This window comes from Hymenobacter saemangeumensis (assembly GCF_039541835.1).
In the GTDB taxonomy this organism is placed as follows: Bacteria; Bacteroidota; Bacteroidia; order Cytophagales; family Hymenobacteraceae; genus Hymenobacter; species Hymenobacter saemangeumensis.
In genome coordinates this window covers 64,743-86,561 of sequence record NZ_BAABGZ010000013.1, presented here as the reverse complement: position 1 = coordinate 86,561, position 21,819 = coordinate 64,743, and the positions used below count along the sequence as shown (strand labels likewise).

Annotated in this window: 8 protein-coding genes and 2 tRNA genes; 1 reads left to right on the top strand and 9 read right to left on the bottom strand. The window is 57.9% G+C overall.

The genetic code is table 11. The features are described from left to right. Positions 1-346: 346 nt before the first annotated feature. From ABD919_RS04820 to polA, 9 genes are all read right to left on the bottom strand, one after another. Positions 347-784: a hypothetical protein gene (locus ABD919_RS04820; RefSeq protein WP_345234311.1), complete on the bottom strand. Its 438-nt coding sequence runs from the start codon at positions 782-784 to the stop codon at positions 347-349. Between the two features lie 232 nt (positions 785-1,016). Then, a complete protein-coding gene (locus ABD919_RS04815; RefSeq protein ID WP_345234310.1) occupies positions 1,017-2,477 on the bottom strand; it encodes a T9SS type A sorting domain-containing protein in 1,461 nt (486 codons plus the stop codon). 244 nt (positions 2,478-2,721) lie between these two features. Beyond that, entirely contained in the window at positions 2,722-3,459 is a 738-nt protein-coding gene (locus ABD919_RS04810; protein ID WP_345234308.1) for a hypothetical protein, read from the bottom strand. Positions 3,460-3,476: 17 nt separating this feature from the next. Further along, entirely contained in the window at positions 3,477-8,765 is a 5,289-nt protein-coding gene (locus tag ABD919_RS04805) for a DUF6443 domain-containing protein (protein WP_425556397.1), read from the bottom strand. 283 nt (positions 8,766-9,048) lie between these two features. Beyond that, a complete protein-coding gene (locus ABD919_RS04800) occupies positions 9,049-13,782 on the bottom strand; it encodes a carbohydrate-binding protein (RefSeq protein WP_345234304.1) in 4,734 nt (1,577 codons plus the stop codon). A gap of 810 nt (positions 13,783-14,592) precedes the next feature. Next, a tRNA-Glu gene (locus tag ABD919_RS04795) sits at positions 14,593-14,665 on the bottom strand. A gap of 4 nt (positions 14,666-14,669) precedes the next feature. Beyond that, positions 14,670-14,740: transfer RNA gene (locus tag ABD919_RS04790), tRNA-OTHER, on the bottom strand. 16 nt (positions 14,741-14,756) lie between these two features. Further along, a complete protein-coding gene (locus tag ABD919_RS04785; RefSeq protein ID WP_345234302.1) occupies positions 14,757-16,154 on the bottom strand; it encodes a hypothetical protein in 1,398 nt (465 codons plus the stop codon). A gap of 37 nt (positions 16,155-16,191) precedes the next feature. Continuing rightward, positions 16,192-19,074, bottom strand: coding sequence for a DNA polymerase I (gene polA, locus ABD919_RS04780; RefSeq protein WP_345234301.1), 2,883 nt, complete (start codon positions 19,072-19,074; stop codon positions 16,192-16,194). A 202-nt stretch (positions 19,075-19,276) separates the two neighbouring features. Between polA and ABD919_RS04775 the strand changes: the two genes are divergently transcribed. After that, entirely contained in the window at positions 19,277-21,787 is a 2,511-nt protein-coding gene (locus tag ABD919_RS04775; protein WP_345234299.1) for a T9SS type A sorting domain-containing protein, read from the top strand. Positions 21,788-21,819: the final 32 nt, after the last annotated feature.

The following is a 21,819-nucleotide window of genomic DNA, read 5'->3' as shown; positions in this document are numbered from 1 at the left end:
CAAGTGTGCTCTATCTGTATCTCAGCACAGTTAATGCGCCTCCAGCCAGTTCTTACCGGTACCTGCTTTCACTTCCAGGGGCACGCCGCGAGACTCAGCCAGAGTAAGCCTGTTTATTCAGTTAAGTTAAACTCCTCACCAGGTGAATTGCGCAAGCCCTCTGCTGGAAGTAGAGACGCAACATTTTGCGTCTCGTCGTTGAACGATGCCGGTTGAACGTTGATAGCACGACGTGCAAATGGCGCCGTCCCGGAGACGCAAAATAGTAGCTGCGCTGACCTTCGGTTACGTCTCTACATCGTTCTTTTTCGCAAACCACTTCGCGATAAGTATAAACCTGGTGTGCCTAATAAACATCTGAAATTTTATATTTTCCCCCTTGCTTAGTTACTGTTAAATGAATTATATGCTTATTATACGAATCAGAAAAATAAAGTGTATAGCCATTTAACCTTTTAACATCTTTGCTAAAAGCCATCGATTTAAGCATCGAGAGGCTAGCGTCTTGGGTGTGAGTAAAAAAATCAGAGTCCATACGCCCACTCACATATTGGGCATTGATTTTTCTTAAAAGGCCCGTAGTACAATATTTTTTTGAAAGTGCCTCCAGCTCTTTCAAGTCAGCAGGCGATTTGGAATCCGCGATTACTGTAATATAAGCACTATAAAATTCTATTAACATACCAATTGCCTGCTTATCAGTTGGCTTATTCTGGGCTCGAATAGAATTGGCAATAAACACTGAGCCAATGAATAATAGGAATGTCAGTAGCTTACTTTTCATGATAAAGATTTTTATATAAATTGTAGGTTATATAAAACAATTATGGATTTGGCCGATGGTAAATAAGGCGTAAGCATTTTCAGGCCAGGCTTGGGCAGGGCCCCGCTACAAGCCGTCATGCAAGCAGGAAATCGCCGATAAGCACTTGCTTTTCTGCGGGCCCCGCTCTTAATGCGCTTCCAGCCAGTTCTTGCCGGCGCCCACTTCTAAGGGCAGCAGTGCTGGCTGGGGGTTACTCTACCACGACGCGCTGGGTCATCGTTCCTTCGGCTGTGGACAGCTGCAGGGCGTAAACTCCCGGGGACAGGTCGGCCACGGAGAGGGTAGCCAGCGGCGCGGCGACGGCCTGCTGGCGCACCACGCGGCCCAGGGCATCGCGCAGGGTGGCCGTAACCGGCCCGCGCAGGCTGACCGGCAGCTGCAGGGTCAGCCGTTCGTGGGCCGGGTTGGGAAACACCTCCACGCCGGCCCACTGCGCCGGGCGGCTGGCCAGCGTGCCGGACCGGTTCAGAAACACGCGCACGGTGTGGTCGCCGGCGCAGCCCACCACCACGTCGAGGCGGCGGTCGCCGTCGACGTCCACCAGCTGCAGGGCCACCGGGTCGACGCCGGCGGCCAGCATAATGGGCGTGCCGTAGCGGGACACGCCCGCCGAGCCTGAGTTCTCGAACACCTGCAGCCAGCCGTCGGCGGTGACCACCACCATGTCGGTGCGGTTGTCGTTGTTGAGGTCTTTGAGCAGCACCTGGCGCGGGGCGCCGGAGAGTGGGTAGGCGGCCGGGGCGATGAACTGCGTGGTGCGCGTGTTCAGGAACAGGGTGATTTCCTGGCTGGTTTCGTGGGCCAGGGCGATGTCGGGCAGTAGGTCGCCGTTGACGTCGCCGGTGGCCACGAACACGGGGCGCAGGCCGTTGCTGGGCAGGCGCTGCACGTTGGTGGCGATGCTCCAGCTCGGGCCCGAGGCGCTGGGGGCGGAGAGGGTGACGGTGAACTCGTGGCCGCGGGGGTTGGTCTGCACCACATCCACGAAGCCGTCGCGGTTGAAGTCGCTGATGGCCACACTCGAGGGCAGGTAGCCGGGGCGGGCCCAGGTCTGGGGCCCGGTACTGCTCAGTCTAGTTGAGTTCATCAGCCGCTCCCAATATGCCCCGGCGTAGACGACGTTGGGGACATCGTGGGTGAAGACGAAGTCGGCCCAGCCGTTGCTGTCCAGGTCGTAGGCCAGCAGCTGCGGGCTGACGGCGCCGACCGTGTACCCTAAAAAGTTGCCGCTAACACCGTTGGATACGGGGGTAAAGGTGCCGGTGCCGTTGTTGTTATTGGTGAGCAGCGTGTAAGACGAACTGGGCCCGCTGGCAGCCACCAGGTCGATGGAGGGGCGGGAGGCGGAATGGCCCAGGGGCACAGCCACCAGGCCCGTGGGGGCCGTGCCCGCCGGGTAGGTGCCCACGGCGGGGTTGGGGAAAGTTACGCCCGAGGCCTGCAGGTAGACCCCCACCGAGTTTAGCCCGCGCTGGCAGACGGCAATGTCGGCCTGGCCGTCCTGGTTGAAGTCGGCCACGGCCAGGGCGCTGGGCGCGGCCCCGGCCGGCAGGGTGATGACGGCGCCGGGCTGCAGGTTGATGGGAGTGGGCTGTTGGGCCAGCGCGGCGGAGAGCGGGGCGAGCAGCAGGCAGAGTAGGGGTTTGTTCATGCGGGTAGAGGGGCTTTGGTACAGGCCGCTTTTATTTCAACAATAAGTAAGGAAGTTCCTTTCAAGACCGAATATATACTAACTAATGCAGGTACAGGACGATATGGATATTTTACTTCCGTAGCTATTACAAGCTACAAGCTCGCGCCAGTTTAGTAGAGTATTTCAATAATAAATATTTATTTCAAAGTTAATCATGTTTTTTTAAAAATAGATTGTTTAAATAGAAAGCAACCAACTTTAGTCAACTGGTTGATTCGTCAAGATTAATATCAATAGATATATTAGACAATTGATAAAAGAAAAGGCTGAATGGTAATTTTGTAGGAGAATCACGTACGCGAAAAATAGGCTCGAAGATATTGGCTAATATATTGCTATTGTGCTCTTTGTGGACCAAAAATGGTACATAAATTGGGTTAAATACTTCATAAAATTTTTTGATTTGCCATTTGATTTGCATTTTTTGAATGCAAAATCTAGCTACAGCTAAACTAAAACAATAGCATATATTTTCTTTCTCCTCAAAAGCAATTGATTTTTTTCGAATATAAATTGAAATTTTATCAAATATAGATTGGCATTCATTAATATTGTTGAATAGTGGCATTTTGTCCAATATGCTATACAAAGGCTTCAAATAAAAATCGTCTTCGATTAGAAAATTTTGGACTTCACTCGCATGAGCCTCAAGCCATGTCATATTTTCCTTTGGCACAGGAAAATAGTCGATTTCACAGCATTTCTCAAAGACACTCATACTATCGAAGATAAATGCTGTGTATTTGTCTCTAAGCCCGCTTTCTAATAAAACCACCTCGCCACTAGGAAGAGAATAAACCATTCCATAATTGGATGGTATTTGCTTGTCAATAAAGTCATTAATTGATATATGGTTACTTTCAAGGTAATTAATCCCTTGCTCCGTGCTAATAGCACGAATTGGAGCGGATTTGCTTATTGGCATCTGCGATTCATTCATTTCTAAATTTTGTAAAATTATCGGCCTGGGGCTTGAGGTGTTGAAAACTTGAATTGGTATGTGTTATTGACAATCCTATATTCAATATGGGCGTGACCATAAGAGACATTTTTCCCAAGTGCATGTGAAGCAATTGAAGCCGAATACTTTACATCTGCCGTTGTTACTAACCACAGAACTGGCCTGAAGTTGCTTGTTTGAATTTGTCTGCTAAACTGTAAGGATAGATTATCAATGTGACCTTTAATTTGATATTGATTTGATGATAAATATAAGGCGCCATTCTTAGCTTTTAGCTCATACCAAGCACCGTTGGGCACAACACGGGGTATTCCTCTCTTAGGCCAATAACCTGCGGGTCCTCTAAAGTCAGGTACTGTGTTACGCCCAGTTCCTGTAAAGGGCCTTCCAGTGTAAGGCAAAACCTTTAAATGGCTTGCAAGTCTTCCAAAAATTCCTTCAAACGTTGCTCCAAGCTGATTTGCATCGCCTACTTGACCATTATGGGTTGAACTATAATAAGTGGACAAGTCACTTTTAGATAAACTATGCCAACCCTGCTGTATGCTTGATGGTGGTTTAATAGTGGTTGAATACGACCAAGGCATAGCTGTTGTCAGGTCTTCATTACCGTTTCCATCGCCTAAATAATTGACACCCGTGGTAGTAATAGTAATTTCTACATTATCGAAATTGCCATCTCTTCCATACCCGTAACTCGTCCCCGACCAACCTTGCTCAGACATCATGAAACTTAAGGTGGAACCATCCCATCCTCCTCCTTCTCCGCCGTTAAAAACGTGGGGGGTCATATAGCGCCCGTTTACAAAGACTGGCTCGTCGCCGTCGGGGTCGTTAAAGTTTACTGGGTTATTGAAGCCAAGGCTATAAGGACTGAAGTCAGCATAATCATCCGCCAGCGGGTCCACACCCTGGAAGCGGCCCGTCACGGGGTCGTAGCTGCGGAAGAAGGTGCTGTAGATGCCCTGCTCGCTGCCCAGCAGCTCGTCCTGCAGCTCCGAGCCGCCGTTGTACTGCAGCTTGCTCAGCTCAGGCGCGGGAAGGGTGTTCACTGCTACCCCACTCAGGGCCATGCCGAAAGGGTAGTAGTGGTTTTCCTGGGAAACCACCGCTTCGTCCTTGGGATGGGCGATGGTCAGTAAGTCAAAATACACGGGGCGGGAGGCATCGTTCACTTCCTGCAGGCGCAGGGTGCCGGTGCGGGCCTCCTCGCTGGAGAGGTCGATGTCGAGCTCCAGTTCCAGTGGGTGCCAATCCATATCGTTGAAGACGGGCAGCAGCTGGGAGCCTTTCTGCACGGCTTTGCCATCGGCGTTGAACAGGGTCCAGGCCAGGTAGGCATGCATTGCATAAGGGGGCGAGGGCCCGGGTTTGCCGGCCAGGGCGGGATTCGGGGTCTGGCGGCGCCGGCCGAGGGCACTTAGCAAGCCCGACACGCTCACTTGCAGCCCAGGCGCTACTTGTGGCGATGGCCGACCATCCGGCCGTGTGGCGGGTGCCAGGGGCAGCAAGGCGGGCGCCAGGGCGAGGGCAACCTGCGGCAATGCCGACGGGGTAGCTGCGGCCGCAACGCGGGAATACTGCACGCCATGGGGCGTTTTGTAGTACACCTGCACCCGCAGGTGGTCCTCGTGGGCGACGGGCACGGCAATGGCCGGCCCCTGCTGTTGGTTGGTCACCTCGGCCACGAAGTCTCCGTCGTAGGCGGGCGTGGCCTGGCTGCGCGTCGCGGCCACGTTTTCAAATTGCGGATAGGGGCCATCGTCCTCGTCGCGCTCGGAAGAAAGGCGCAGCTCTTCGGTGCCGGGCAGGGCGCGGAAGCCCACGCGCAGGTTGCCGAGGTGGTCGCGTAGGTGGTACTCGTAGGTCAGCTTGGTGTCGGTGGGCTGCACCATAAGGGCCCGGCCTTCCGGTGTGGGTACGGAGCGTAGTCCCTGGAATGTAGCCGAGTACTCGTAGACGAAGCCGTCGATGTAATACTCCGTCTTCAGGTCATTCGTTTTGGTTTCCTTGCGCAATACCGTGCCGCTGGCATCGTAAGTGGTGGCAATGCTGTTGCCGCCCACTTTTTGCCGCTCCACCTTGTTCAGGGCGTTGTACATGTAGTCGATGCCTTTGTTGCCATCGCGGATTAGGCTGCCGTTCGGGTCGTATTGGTAGTCGCTGCTGCCCGTGGTAACCGAGTTTTTAAAGCCCTGCGGGTGCTGGGCCCAGTCGTAGGCCCCGGTCATCTGGTTACCGGCATCGGTTCCGGCAGTGTAGTACAGCTTTAAATCGTCGATGAGCTGCGGCGACTTACCATCTAGCTGCTGGGTGTAGCGCTGCAGGGCAGTAATGTTACCGTTGGCGTCGTACCCGATGTTTTTTTCGTCGTAGGCGCCCACCTCCAGGTTCCAGCCGCTTCTGGGGCCCGTGCGCGCCGCGAAGGTTGCGTCTGTCAGCCGGCCGAGGCCATCGTAGGCGAAGCGGTAGGTACGCTGGCGTTCGGGCTGGTTGCGTTGCGCGGCATTGTGGGTTGCCCAGCTCACGGCCGAAATGCCGCCGTCGAAGCGCGGCGTATTGCCACCGCCGCTGGCTACCTGCTCCCGGTCGATGGTAAAGGCAAACAAGTCGTTTTCGGGATTGGTCAGCAGCAGCTCGTCGCTGTTGTTGATGCGTTGCAGCTGTCCGTGCTGGTTGTAGGCAAAATCCTCATACTGCAGGAACTTAGCACCCGGGCTGCGGCCGTGCAGCCGCTTTTGCGTAAGCTCGCCCAAGCCCTTGTAGTCGTTGCTGCTGACCAGCACTTCCGGCTCGGGAGTATTGTGTTGTTCGTGCTGCTGCCAGGTATGAAGCAGGCGGCCGGCGGGGTCGTAGGCGAAGCGGTTGCTCACTACTACCGGAGTTCCCGTCCCGTACTCCTGCTGTTTGACGGTGCGCAGGACCTGCGGCACGAATCCATGGTCGCGATACACCAGTGTTGTGATATCGGCCAGGGACTGGTTGCGGCTGCTCTGCAGTAAGTTGTCGCCTTGCTTCTGCACCACGTTGCTGTACTGGTCGTAGAACAAGGCCGTTGTAAGCCAGTTCTCATACTGATTGCCAGGAGCTACTACCCGTCGGCGGGTGGCGGTGGCCAGGCCTCGGGTGTGGTCGGTTGGTTCGGGCTGCTCGGTCGTGGCGAGTCGCGGCTCAGGAGCGAACCGGAAGTCGGGGTCGCCGTCCAGGTTCAGGTCGTAGTCGTCGTAGAACGTGAGCGACAGCAGGACCGCGCCGTCCACGCCGTCCTCCATAGACGGGTAGGTGTGGTTCGTGGTGTACCCGTCAGCCGTTCGGTTTTCGTAGTCCTGGGTTTGGTTCGCCGCAAAATTATCGGCATCGGCTTGCACGTCTATTCGGGATTGGCTGCTCTGCCAGATGCCTTCCGCCACCGGGCGGTTTTGCGCGTCGAATTTGGTAAAGAGCCATTGTTTGGCGGCGCGGTGGTTGCCATCCTGTACCAGCACGGGCCGGTCATAGGGGTCATACACAAGGTACATTGGCTCGGCGCCAGGAAGCTTGCGCTCTACCAATCGGCCTTGGTCGTCGTAACTGTACTGGTACAGCCACCGGTATTTAAAGCCTGCATCCTGAATATTCCACTGCCGGGTACCGTCCATTATCCGCACAGCTTGGGGCGGAATGACGGCCTGCACGTAGCCCGCATCAGCGTACACGGTATAGGTGTCGAAGTGCTGATTTCCATCTACTTTGCGTTGCAGCACCACCCGGCCCAGCTGGTCTTTGAATACCTCGGTGCGGCGGTTGTCGGGGTCGAGGGCAATTTCTTTGAGCAGCTGCCCTTCCGGGTAAAAGCGGCTTCCATCGAGACCGGCCCAGTAGCGAACCTCGGTGGCCGTATTGGCTGCGTAGCTCACGCGGGAGCTATGGCCGGCCCAGGCCTGCCCGGTCTGGGTTTGCTCCAGCGGGCGTCCCAGTGGCGAGGCTTCGGTAGTGGTCGTACTGAAAGGTGCCCCTCCTTTAGAAGCATAGTAGGCATCAAGCCTGGCCAGCGGGTCGGCTTCGTACGCGCCAGCGGCTTTGTCGGCTTCCGCTACCGGAAAGGGCAGGAAAGTTTGGGCCGTGCTGCCGGTGCCCTCGTAGCCAATATGCTGGACGATGTCTTCCTGGGTGGGGCCGGCCTGCACGCCCAGCTGCTGTATAGGCAGGCCCAGGCCATTGGCGTAAGTGACCGTATGGCCTCGCTCCCCAGGACTAAGCCCGGCCACCTCCTGTGGGTCGGTTACCTCTGGTCGGAGCACCGTCCATTCCTTTAACTGGGTAAAGGGCAGTACATCTACCGGGAGGGACTCGGCTTCGGGGCCGGAAACGCCCGTTAACCGTACCACATAGCGGCCGGCCTCTGTAACGGTCAGCTGCCGGCCGGTTGCCCCGTCAATTTCTTCCTCGTCGCGCAGCCACATAAACGGGCCGTTCCCTGGGTCGGCTTCGAGTACGACCTGGGTACCGGTTAGCGTTTGGGTTGGAACCTGGCCATCGACGGTGATGCGCACCTGGCGCAGCAGGGCTTTAACTTCCTGCCGGGGCCCTTCCTCGCAGGAGGTGACGGCCAGGTAATAGCTCCGGCTTGTGGAAAGGGAGGGCGTCTGGAAAGTAGGGCCTTGGCCAACTGCCGGACCCGTCGCCGTCTCGTACCAGGTGTAGGTATAGCTGGGCTGCTGATTTTGCACCGTTAGCAACAGGCTGCCGGGGCCAAACCGCTCCGTGCCCGCAATGATAGCTGGGCTTGCTTTCTCTTTTACGCTTACTGTAAAGGTGAGTGAAAGGGGGCAGGGCGAGGCCGGATACAAATCGTATTGCAGGGTATAAACGGCACTGGTGTAGGGCTGAGGGCCACTATGAATACGGATGCCGCCGCCGCTGGCAGCCCAAAAGGGCGCGTTTGTGTCAACACTCCATCGGCAGTTCCTGGCATTGCTGGGAGGTAGCAATACATAAGAGTTTCCCAGGCATACGGTAGCGCTGGTTGGTGTAATATTCGCGGCCCCACCGGTGATGGTAATGAACTGGTTGGTGGGCGGGTTAACGACGGTTACCTGTACACTTGTGCTTTCATTTGACGACACTCCCAGGCCGTCGACGCATGCCGCCCGAAGCTGAACGGTATACGTGCCGGCGCTCATCCACGTAAACGAGGTGCTGGTCCCGTCCTGACTACCCAGCACTACCTGCGTGCCGCCGCCATTGTCGTACCATTGCCAGGTAGTGCATTGAGCGTCCCCGGTGATGACAGCATCAAATTGCACTGGTACCCCAATGCAGGCTTGCACCGGCCCACGAATAGAAATCTGCGTTGACGGGGCCTGTGCCCACGCGTTTCCCAGTCCTAACAGGCTGAGCAGGAAAATAAGCAACGTGGTGTGGCCACATGGTAGAAATGGCTTCATATCTTAGGCTAATGCCTTATTAAGTAGTGGGATGTAAGAATTGGCAGCCTCTCCCCATAGGGTGCCATGCTGAGCTGGTCGAAGCATCTTTTAATGCTTCGTTGAATAGCCGCGGTCAAGCATCACAGAAGCTTCGGGCAGGCTATTCGGCCGGATTACATATTGTATTAGGGTCGTTCTGGCTGTTGTACCACAGTATCGAGAATGGCTGGGAACTGCCCAATGCCACACCGCTGGTATTGTAGATGGTGCACTGATAGGTGCGCCGGCCAATGGAACCCAGGGTTGAAACGGTAATGAACGAGGAGGACTGACCAGCCAGGACTTGCCAGGGAGGCTGTACCGCTGTTACGGTGCTGGGCGCTTCCTGAAACCTCCAGACATACACAAGGCCAGAGCCTCTTTGTATATCTACACTATAGGTGTTCGTAGCAGGTCTCGACGCAGGAGGAATATAAGACGGGTCGCAGGTATCGGTAATAACATCGGGCAGCACGCCGCAGTTGTCAACGGAGATAATACCAGTGGTACACGAGCCCACTGAGACCGGCGCGGGCGTGATTTCGAGATACTGAGTGGAGGTATAGACGTTGCTTTGCCCAGGCACGCGAGCAGAAAGCGTAACGGCGTAAGTACGCACCAGGCCTCCGGTGTTGAACGAATGCTGGACACTTGAATTCGAACCAGGCCCCGTGATTGTACCGTCACCAAAATCCCAGCTATAAGACAGGTTTCCCGAGCTGGAGCAGGTAGTAAAAGTGATTTGCTCTCGGTCATGAAGTGCCCCCGAAACGACAAACGAGGGCTTGAGCACCGGCACACGACCAGCAACAACCTTTTCCACTTGCTTCACAATTGCCTGGTTGTGGTCGCGCACCCGCACCAGCTCGCTCATTGGGTTGTACTCGTAGAAGAGTGTTTGGCCGCGCTCATCCGTTTCGGAGGTCTTGCCTTTTATTAAATCGTAGGTCGTGCTGGCGGCGGCGGCACTGCTGGGCAGGAAGAGTACGTCGTCGACCTGCACATCAGCATCGGTTAGTAGCTTTAAGGTAAAGCTGCTGCGGTTCGCTGGCGGAATGCCGTTCAGGTCGACTACGACTTCATGCAACAGCCATTGTCCATTACCCGACGCGATGGATACCGGCGCGAGGGCAGGTGGGATTCCACCGGCTCCACCGGTGACGGTGATAGTGATGGTGGGCCTTGTGCCTGCTGCCGGGCGTGCCCAGAAGCTCAGCCGGTAAGCGGGGGCGGCGGAAGACGGCAGCTGTGCACTTAGAAAGGCATTCGCTTCTAGCTCCAGGCCCGCACTCCCCGTGCGCGCGGCCGACTTAGCCACTGTAGTACCGGTCGAAGCGCTGAAGGCAAACGGCTTTAGGGATTCAAAATCCGAAAACACCACTTCCGAAGCCTGGGCGTTGGCAATTTGCAGAACGGGCAAGGTATTGCTGTAGCCCAGGTGCACGGCAGCAAGCTGGCGCCCGGCAGTGTTTCGGGTAGTGAGCGGTGCTAGCTGCGGGGTGGTTTCCAGCAGCGTCGATGCTACCCGGAAGCGGGGGCTTATATGTAGCTCGGCCCCGGCAGCAGTAAGCTCCACACGGGTAGAGTCGTACCCGGCAGAAAGGACCAACGGCCCGGCTGGCTGCCAGCGTAGGGTCTGATAGGGTCGGGTGGGCATGCCGGTCCCTGCCGAAGCCAGGGCAAACGTATGTAGGGTGGCGCCGGCAAACTGGATGTCGTTGCGTCCGGCAACAATTTCGGAGATAGCCTCAACCGGAGTGGCGCTGATTTTCTCAGCAGACAGGGTTATCCGGTCCCGCATGGCCTGGTATAGCCTGCCTTTCTCCGTGTTGGCAGGGCTGGCCGTCAGGGGATAATCCGTCAGGTACTTGTAGCGCGTGCGGTAGCCCTTGCCATCGCTATTGGTTTTTCCCTGACCAGCTAACCACCCTTGTGAATTGTAATTGTACCAGGTATCCGTCTGGTTAGCTGCTATCCCACTCGAAGGAAGCGTTTCGGTCTGATGCCGAATGGCATAGAGAAAATCGGTTAAGATGGGATACTTAGCGTAGGCATAGGCAGAGCTGCTGCCGCCCGACAGAAGCTCGTAAGCTAGCCCCTGGACCAAGCCCAGGCCCCTTCGCTCCAGGTTGCGGTACTCGTACGCAAACGTTTCCTGGCGAACCAAGGCCGGGGTGGACCCGCTGGCCGGCTCGGCCAGGTAGGATATGCGCTGGGGTAAGCCCCGGCGGAAATCGTAATTGGTAGGCGGGGCGAAGGGGTACAGGCCCGTTCCGGCCTGTAAGGGGGAGAGGTCAGGGCACCCCGCAGAACCGCCCTGCCGGGCTATGCCCATGATGGGCCGCATCCACGAGAAGGGAATGTTTGCGGCTGGGTCGGACGCAACGCTGTTCTCATCGGCGCTCCCCAGAACGTGGTACTCGGTAACAACCTGCCCCTTTCCCGTCATCTGTTCGCTTACCCGGCGGTAACCCAGGGCCCTTGTTTCAAATGGGTCTTCCGTCAAGTCCTCTCCAGACCGCACCGTCGCGGCGGTCCACTGCTGTTGGGGGGAAGTCCCGGCTGCCGGCACGGCAAAAGCGAAGCGAGGCATCCGCAACAGCACGCCGCTGGACTTGCCATCGGCTTCCTGGTAGCTGTATTCGCGCCGGGCTTCGATGCCGGTGATGGGGTCCTGCACCCGAATGGCACGAATGCGCGTGCCGCCAGCGGGGTAGGACTGGGCTGCGAGCCGGTCGTAAAAACGGTGAGGCTCGTACTCAAGCAGCACTTTGCCGCCACCAGGAGCTGTTATGGTAGTCAGTGCCCCAATAAGCGCAGGGGTAAAGTTGAAATAGGCCGCCGGCCGTCGGTCGGTTCCGGGTAAGGTGAAACCCACGCCGGCCTCTGCTGACCCAGTGGCCTCGTACAGCCGGTAGGGAGCACCAGGCAACGAAGCGGGGTTGGTGGCTAGCCGGGGATAGACAAACAGCTTTGGAATCAGAAACTGACTGCCGTTGGGGGTGTAGTAGCCCCAGTAGTCCTGCTCACCCGTGCCGGTTGCCGGGGCCGGCAGGTCCACTACCGTTCTGCGGTCTCTGCGGGTAAGACTGGGATTGTTGCCCGGAACAATTTCCACACGGTCGTAAGCAAACTCGTACAGTGGCTGGGTGGAACACTCAGTAACCAGCTGAATGCGGCGCAGGAATTGGCGGGGAAGAGAGTAGTCGCTGAATTCGGCCCAGCGCGGGCGGGCAGTGTAATAGTCGAGAAGGTAGGTGCGAAGCAGCAGGGGGCTGGCGGAAGAGTTGGCGGTGGAAAACACTTCCACTGAGCGCAGCGCATATGCCTCACTGAATGGCACAAGGTTCAACTTCACCCGCAGAGTTGGGGAGGCAACCGATGTTAAATATTGTTTGGTCGTCTTAACCTGGGTTCGGTATTCTTCCACGGTGGCCGTCCAGTCCGTGCCCCGTGCCACTTCACGCAGTGACAGCACTGGGTCTTCTGAGGCAGACGATTCGAAATAATCAAACTCAAGTCGCTCACCTGCAACGGTGGTAATATCCGATGCTTTCCACGCAGACGCATATACAACACTCGGGCTGGCATCGGGCAGATTGTACAGCCAATAGTCGCGCAGAAAGCAGGTAGGAGCCACTACTTTTCTCACCACTTTCTTCGTCACTATCTCCCGGTGCTGGAAATTAAAGTGGTACTGAGTGCCATCAGCCGTGCGGATGACAAAGTTGGCAATGCCAGTGGCCGCATTGGTGGGGTCACGGACGGGGGTAATGGTAATGTGGTCGAAGGGAATGGTGCGGACGTTGCCCTGCGCATCGAACACGAACTTGCCGGAGTGCCCCGGCAGCGAGTAATGAAATATGTCCGGCTCAGTATCGTACCAGGTACGGGGAGTGGGGCGCCCGTGCTCCAGGCTACCATGCTGGGTAAGCGCTTGCCAGGCCGTCGCTTCGGTAGCCGTGCAGGCCGTCGCAGAAAACGCCGCTGGGGCATTGGGCACAGCATTGATAACGGCATCAGGTGTCAGCCCGGAGGTAGGCTGGGTGGGAGTCGGATACATTAGCCACCCGTAGCGTTTTTCAGCAGCATCCACATAGGCAATATCGTCGGGTAGTCCACGCACTTCCCGGCTAATGCTGACTTCGCCCGTTAAGGCCCAATTGATGCCTACATGGCTGCCCTGGTCGTTCATTTTCACCCCGGTGGCGGCGTAGGCCAGGCCCAGCGGCAGCGCCACACCATTGGCTTGCACTGTGTGCAGCGGCAGGAACAGGTGCGCAGTGCCGGTGAACTTGTCCACGGATAGTTCCTGAGGAAACCACCCGGCGGTGGGGGCGGCTCCGTTTTTGTAGTGGGCAGCACTGGCCTCGGGCTTTACCTCAATGTAATCGAGGTTTATCCAGCCGTTATCGTCTTCATCGTAGCGTAGCATCACCGTGTTAGTACCGGCGCGTAGATTCAGTGCCACGGTATGGGTTGCCCACATGGACCAGTCGCCTGTGGAGGGAAAAAGTGCCTGCGTGACGTCAGTGCCGTTCACATAAATGCTCAGGCTCGATGCATAGGGGCGAGCAGCGGCGTACCGGAAGTCCACTGCGTACGTTTTGGCTTCCCCCACCATAACCGAGGCAAAGGTGACAGAGGACCCAGGAACTGCCGTAGTACCAGAAACGGTACTTGAACCACGCCGGGTAATGTGCTCGGTGTAAGTAATACCACCGCTGCTGCCAACCGTGGGGCCGTTGAGCAATACCGCCGATTCTGCCTGGTAGACTTGTTGGGCTTGTACGGTCAGCGCCAGACTAAGGAGAAGGCAGGCCGCTAGAAAGAAGGGGTGTATGCGTGCAATCATGCGAGGTAGAAAGAAACCCGTGGGGTATAGGAAGTCAGCTGCCGCAGTGGGCAGGCATGTGTAAGCCACACCGCATCATGAATTGATGACGCGGCAAACCCTAAGCACCCTGGAGGTGCTGATGCTGTTAAGCGGAATGATGGGTAGCCTGCGGCAGGGCGGCGGACTTAGAAGTAGCCGGGCCAGAAAAGGCCGCGATTTCTCGGCCATATCGTGCTAGTGGCGGCGTCATGAATAACGCACCTACCAGTAATCTACCCATGCAGTGGAACATTTCCCACGAGGGAACACAACGTAGCTCAGAAGCAGCTACGTACCGATGGACGCAAGGGGACTGGGCCAGAAACTGGCGGGCAGTCCACTGATGGGGATGCGAACATCGAAGACCTGTAGGGGCAGGTGCCCGGGAGTTCGGTAGAAGAACTTAGATGTCTCCATGGCTAGTATGCCGATGGAGAGAACATGCACCAATGTGGAAGGGAAGTGCAATCCTATTTCAAATATAGTGTAAATATTTGGGATTATAAAATTTTATAATGCAAAATAAAAAAAATTAATGTATTGCAATAATTTATTTATTGGTAATAAATAGGGAAGCAGTGCTTTAATTAAAAGTTGCAGCACATATTAACTCATAAGATAGGTTAGCAATTTGAGCTATTGCTCAATTAAGAAAATTATCTGCCTTAATCTTCTGGTAGGGTCGGTCTAGCTTGACACTGGTCTTGTCGAGGGTGAATTGCCAGTGTGCGCAGGCGCGAGCCGTGTTGCATTTGGCCACGCATGCGGCGACGTGGGCGGTGAACAAAGTTCTGACAGCTGGGCTCGAACCAGCGTCCACCCGGACCGAGAGCCGGGCGCTCTTCCACTGAGCTATGCCAGAAACGGGATAAAGGCTGGGCTCGAACCAGCGTCCACCCGGTAAGAGCCGGGCGCTCTTCCACTGAGCTACTTTATCCTTTTGGGGAAATCCACTAAAAGTCAGGAAGCAACTTGCCAGAAAACACCTTGTTTTTACGTAGTACCAAGGCAAGATACGGATTACTGACGCTTACCCCATGTACCAGCTCAGGTGTGGGGCGGAACGGCACCACTTGATGAGGGCGCGGAGCCAGCCAGCCAGATTTGGCCGCATTGAGGCCGGCACGAGCGCAGGCCGCCGCCACGGTTTCGCGAGTGCATGTAGCGGTTCCGTTAAGAACTTCCCAGGGTAAAGGCAGGTCAGCCCATACCAGCGTGTTGGGGTCTAGCTGCCCTCCAGTTTGCTGGTGCCAGGCTACTACATCGGCTGCCATCAGACGTAGCACCTTGCCTGGACACAGGTCTTCCAGCACGAACTCCATGCCCAAGGCATAAAGCAGGTTTATCCAATTGTCGCGGGCTTTGTTCCAGGCGCCAGCGGTGATATTCCAGGTGGAAGAATCATCGCCTCGTTTCACCACCATAGAGTCGCGCCGGAAAGTATTGGCGGCCCAGGTATGACGCAACACATCGGCTAATTCCTGCAATAGGGCCGTCCAGCGGCCTAGTAACTCACCCTTCTGCTCATCCGACAGTTGGGCTAGCACCTGCGGCGCGGGGTATACTTGCGCTATAGCCCACCAGGCCGGCGCAGGGCTGGAGCCAGTTGGCGGCAGCGCACCGGTTACCCAGCGGCGTAGAGCCGAAACCGGCGGCTGCCCATCCCGGCAACGGCGAAAGAGCATATCAGCCACCGTGTTGAATGGCCGTTCCTGGCTTTGGTTGGTGAACTCGCTCCGCAAATTACAGCGGGCTGTATAGTACGCAATGAAGGCCGCGCTGAATAGGTCGCGGCTAAAGTCTTCATACGCTATTTCGTGTGCGAAGCCGTGCTTGCTAACCATTTGCAGCTGGTGCTGCTGGCTGGTAAACACAAGCTGCTGCAGCTTTTCCTCCAAATGCCGTAAAGCCCTAAACCGCTTGTTGTATTGTCGGCGCGACAAGTCACCCAAGCCAGCGGCCTGCCGGGCTTTGCGGTCCAGCCGGTCAGTCAGGTAGTTATTGTGCCCCATGTTTTTAGCCAGACGTGGGCTCAGCTCTTGTAGCAGCAGCCGAACCTGCTCCGGGTCTGCGTAATCGGCAATGCTGGCATCAGAGGCAGCCGGCAACGGATATTCAAGTAGCTCGGCGGCTTTAGCGGCCTGCTTATTTGCTCCTGCTGGCCGAGCAAAGTCTTCCATCATGGACGTATAGTGCCACGCATTGCGTCGGAGTGAATTACCCGCAGCGCGTTTTAAAGTGGCCAGCTCGGGCGGCGTTAGGTGCTGCTCCAGCAGCGGCAACAGCATCTCGGCCACATCTTCAGGGCGCCGGCGCTGGCTCAAAGTCTGATGAAGAGCAGTAAGGTCCACGGCGAAAGAGTTAGATTGCTGCAACTAATGCACTGGTTTAGTGCGCTTCCAGCCAGTTCTTGCCGGTGCCCACTTCCACTTCCAGCGGCACGCCGCGGGGCAGCAGCAGGGCCTGGGTCATCAGCTCCTTGATTTTGGGAGTGATGTATTCCACTTCTTCCTGCACGGCGTCGAACACCAGTTCGTCGTGTACCTGCAGTATCATCTTGGTGCCCAGCTTTTCTTCCTGCAGCCAGGCGTAGATGTCAATCATGGCCTTTTTGATGATGTCGGCCGCGGTGCCCTGGATGGGGGCGTTGATGGCGTTGCGCTCGGTGTAGCCGCGTAGGGTGGCGTTGCGCGAGTTGATGTCGCGCAGGTAGCGGCGGCGCTTGAGCAGGGTTTCGGCGTATTCCAGCTCCCGGGCGCGGTTGATGCTCTCGTCCATGAAGGCTTTCACGGCGCCGAACTCGGCGAAGTAGGCCTCGATGATGTCGGTGGCTTCCTTGCGGCCAATGCCCAGGCGCTGGGCCAGGCCGAAGGCCGAGATGCCGTAGATGATGCCGAAGTTCACCATCTTGGCTTTGCGGCGCATGTTGCCGTCCACTTCCTCCAGCGGCACCTTGAACACCTTGCTGGCGGTGCTGGCGTGAATGTCGAGCCCCTGGCGGAAGCTCTCAATCATGGTTTTGTCGCCGGAGAAGTCGGCCATGATGCGCAGCTCAATCTGGGAGTAGTCGGCTGCCAGCAGCACATGCTGCTCGTCGCGCGGCACGAAGGCCTTGCGGATTTCCCGGCCCTTGTCGGTACGGATGGGAATGTTCTGCAGGTTGGGGTTGGTGGAGCTGAGGCGGCCGGTGGCCGTCACGGCCTGGTTGAAGCTGGTATGCACGCGGCCATCCAGCTCGCACACCAGCTGGGGCAGGGCCTCCACGTAGGTCGAGCGCAGCTTGGTGAGCTGGCGGTGCTCCAGGATGAGGGCCGCGATGGGGTTGTCGGCAGCCAGCTGGCTCAGGATTTCCTCGCCGGTGGCGTACTGCCCGGTTTTGGTTTTCTTGATTTTGCCTTTGCCCAGGTCCAGCTTGTCGAACAGCACCTCGCCCAGCTGCTTGGGCGAGCCGATGTTGAAGGGCCCGCCGGCTTCGGCGAAAATCTGGCTTTCCAGCTCCGTGATGTAGCCCTGCAGCTGGGCCGAGTACTCGTTCATGGCGCCGGAGTCGATGCGCACGCCCTCGTACTCGATGGCCGACAGCACCGGCACCAGCGGGTTCTCCACCTCGTTCAGCAGCTGCAGCAGGCCCAGCTCCTTGAGCATGGGCTCGAATACGTGCTTGAGCTGCAGGGTTACGTCGGCGTCTTCGCAGGCGTAGTCTTTCACTTCGGCCGGGGGAATGTCGGCCATGGTCTTCTGCTTTTTGCCCTTGGGCCCGATGATGGCCAGGATGGAGATGGGCTCGTAGTGCAGGTAGGTTTCGGCCAGCACGTCCATGTTGTGGCGCATGTCGGGCTCGATGAGGTAGTGGGCCAGCATGGTGTCGAACAGCGGGCCCTTCACCTCCACCTGGTAGTGGCGCAGAATGGTGAGGTCGTACTTGATGTTCTGCCCGATTTTCAGGATGCTTTCGGCCTCGAAGAAGGGGCAGAACTCGTTCACGATGGCCTGGGTAGCAGCCTGGTCGTCGGGCGGCACGGGCACGTAGTAGGCCTCGCCGGGCAGCCAGCAGAAGCTCAGGCCCACCAGCCGGGCCGTCATGGTGTCGAGGCCGGTGGTTTCGGTGTCGAAGCTGACTTCGGTTTGCTGCAGCAGGAATTCCAGCAGCGACTTGCGCAGCTCGGGCGTGTCCATCAAATGGTAGTTGTAGGGCACGTCTTCGAGCCGGCGGCGCGGCCCACTGGGGGCGCCGAAGTGGCCGGTTTCGCCTTCTTCGCTGGCGATGGCCAGGGCCTCATCGCCGGGGCTTCCAAACAGCGAAGCCTGCCCCGCCGGGGCCACCTTGGGCCGGCGCGCGCCGCGGCCTGCCGGGGCCACCGGGGCGCGGTCGTCGCGGCCGCCGCTCAGTACACGGGCAGCCAGCTGCCGAAACTCCAGCTCGTCAAATAATTCGCGCAGCTTGGCTTCGTCCGGAGCATCCAGCACCAGCTTGTCGGGCTCGAAGTCCAGGGGCACGTTTACGTGAATGGTAGCCAGCTCCTTGCTCAGCAGGCCCTGCTCGGCGAAGTTGCGCACGTTTTCCTGCTGTTTGCCCTTGAGCTCGTCCACATTGGCAATGAGGTTTTCCACCGAGCCATACTTCTGAATCAGGGTTTTGGCGGTTTTCTCGCCGATGCCAGGGATGCCGGGGATGTTGTCGGAGGCGTCGCCCTGCAGGCCCAGGATGTCGATGACCTGCTCCACGCGCTCAATCTCGAAGCGCTTGAGCACGTGGTCCACGTCCAGCACCTCGGCGGCATTGCCCATAAAGGCGGGGCGGTAGATTTTAATCTTGTCCGTCACCAGCTGGCAGTAGTCCTTGTCGGGCGTCATCATGAACACCTCGAAGTCCTCTTTCTCCGCTTTCTGGGCCAGGGTGCCAATCACGTCGTCGGCCTCAAAGCCGTCCATCATCAGGATGGGAATGTGAAAGGCCTGAATGATTTTCTTGATGTAGGGAATGGCCACGCCAATGTCTTCGGGCATGGCCTGGCGCTGGGCCTTGTACTCGGCAAACTGGTCGTGGCGGAAGGTTTTCTTGGCCGCGTCGAAGCACACGCCGATGTGGCTGGGCTTTTCCTTCTGCAGCACTTCCACCAGGGTGTTGGTGAAGCCCAGCACGGCCCCGGTGTTCATGCCCTTGGAGTTGATGCGCGGGTTTTTGCTGAACGCGAAGTGCGAGCGGTAGATAAGGGCGAAGGCGTCGAGCAGGAAAAGCTTTTTGGGGCTGGAAGCGGCAGTGTCGGTCATAAGGCGAAAGTACGGCAGAAGGGGGTGGAGGGATAAGTTTTTGCCTGTTGGGGACAATCTCGCCACGGATGGCTGCGTTTGGCAGATGAGCTTTGTCCTGCTTTACTACTTCAATATGAAACAAACCTTATTACCCACCCCCTTCCGGTCTGCTAGTCGGAAAGGCCTACAATTTTTGGCCGGCCTTTTATTACTCTGCGGAATGCCTGGCGCAGCAAGCCTGGCGCAGGTACTGGACCCTGCCTTTCACATTCCCGAAATTTATGGGGCCGCAAGCATCAGCGATGCGGCCCAGATGCCCAACGGGCAGTTTGTAGTGGCCGGCAGGTTCACCCGCACAAACGGGCAGCCCGGCAAAGGGCTGGCCCGCTTCGATGCCGCCGGTGTAGAAGACCCGGGGTTCAGGCAAAGCCTGAGCGGCGCGAGAATCGTGGCCGAGCAGCTGCAGCCCCTGGCTAATGGGCAGCTGCTCGTAGTGGGCGATTACCTGGCCGGGAGCGTACAGCGGCAGTTCGTATTTCGGCTTAATGCGGATGGCAGCCTCGACCCCTCGTTCAACCTGGTACTGCCCGCTGCCGGCACCTTTCCGCAGGTGAGGCAGGCCATCGCGCAGCCCGATGGGCAGGTGCTGATTCTGGGCGTGTACCTGCGCAGCAACAACCACGACTTCGAATTATTCCGGGTGCAGAGCGACGGCTCGCCCGACCCCAGCTTCAACGTAAGCCTCAGCTCAAGCTCGGTGGTAAAGATGCTGCTGCAGCCGGATGGAAAAATCGTTCTGGCCGGGGGCATAAGCAATGTAAACGGCGTGTTTCACGGAAGCGGAGTTGTCCGCCTTACCAGCAGCGGCAGTACCGATGCTGGCTTTCAATCGGGCCTCAGCGTGGCTGCCAACAACAATACCACGCCTTACATTACCTCCCTTGCCCTGGATGCCAATGGGGCGCTACTCGTAGGCGGCCGGTTTGCGGCTCAGCAGCCCGTGTTGCGGCTTCTACCCACCGGCGCCCTCGACCCCGGCCTTTCGACTGTGGCCAGCCTCCCCGGGCGCACCGGCCAGCAGGTGGCAGTACTGTCGAACGGGCAGATTATGGCTTTGCTTGTTCCCCATACGTCGGCTGGTGGCCTGCTGCCCTTCACAAGTCAGCTGGTGAAGCTGCAAGCCGATGGTAGCGTGGACGCCACGTTTCAGCAGGGCAGCGGCCCCAATGGCTTTCTATACGGCGTCAGGCCCCTGGCCGGCGGCAGCTTCCTGACCTGGGGCGCCATCAGCAACTTCGCGGGCCAGCGCCGTACGGTGGCCCTGGTGCAGAATGGGGGCGGGCTGGATGCCGGCTTTGCGCCCCTGCTGCAGCGGCCTGCCTCGGTGAGCAAGGTGGTGCGCCAGGCCGACGGCAAGCTGCTTATCGCGGGCCGCTTCAACTCCATCGACGGGCACTTAACCGACTACCTTGCCCGCCTGCTGCCCAGTGGGCAGCTCGACCGGACTTTCGCCTGGCGCCAGTCTACGAATGCCGACTGGTACCCATCGGCCCTGGCCGTGCAGGCCGATGGCCGGGTGCTGGTGGCAGCCAGTGGGGCGGTCAATCCATTCCGGCTGAACACCGATGGGACGGCCGATGCCGGCTTCGCGCCCATGCTCGCGCCGGGCTCTAACGGCACCGGCGGCATTACCCTGCTCACCGCGCTGGCCAACGGGCAGATACTGGTAGGAGGGCGCTTCGCAGATGCGGCAGGCAAGCCCAATCTTACCCGGCTGAATGCCGATGGCAGCGTGGAAGCCACGTTCGCACCGGCTGCCAACCAGCCGGTCGTGGTCAGTGGAATGGTGGAAGCCAGTGGCAATATCATAGCCGTGGTATCCTCCGGCGGCTCCAATCCCTATCAGAACAGAATAGCGCGGCTGCTGCCCAATGGGGTGCCCGACCCCAGCTTTACCTACGTCAACACGGCCGGGAACGGACCCGACCATTACGGGCCGCATGTAATTGCGCCGGGCGCTGCTGCTGGCGGCTATGTGGCCGGCGGTATTTTCACCGATACCCGGGTGATGGCCGCCATCACGGCTACCGGGGGCGCTGTCCCAGGCTTTGCTTCGCCGTTCCTGCCCATTATTACCCCAACGAATCTGGAGTCGGGCATAAACGCGCTGGCCGTGCAAAGCGACGGCCGCATTGTGGTGGGTGGCTACATGAGGCAGGGCAGCCAGGCTGGCACCCCCTCCAATCTGCTGGCGCGGCTTGAAGCAAATGGGCAGCTCGATGCGACGTTTAATGCCAACACCCTGTCGACGGGCCCAGGCAGCGCGGCTTTGCCAGGCTATAACGAGCTCAGCCAGGTAAATGATGTACTGGTGCAGCCCGACGGCGCGATTGTGGCCGGGGGCTACTTTCTGGAGGCGGCAGGCCAGCCCGTAACGGGCTTGGTGCGGTTTCTAGCCAGAGGAGCATTGGGAGGTAAGCAAGGCAATAGCAGCCAGGCCGGCCTTCACGTATGGCCCAATCCTGCCCACGGCGTACTGCACCTGCGGCTGGAAGCCAAAGCGCAGCCTCAACGGGTTACCTTATTTGATGCTGTTGGCAAAGCCGTGCTGGCACAACCAGCCACGACAGATGAGCTGACGTTGAGCACGGCAACCCTGGCGCCAGGACTGTACGTGCTGCGCGTCGACTATGCCGGCGGCCCCGTTACCCGGCGCGTTGCTATCGAGTAGAGGCAAAGCATGGGGCACGAAAACGCCCTACG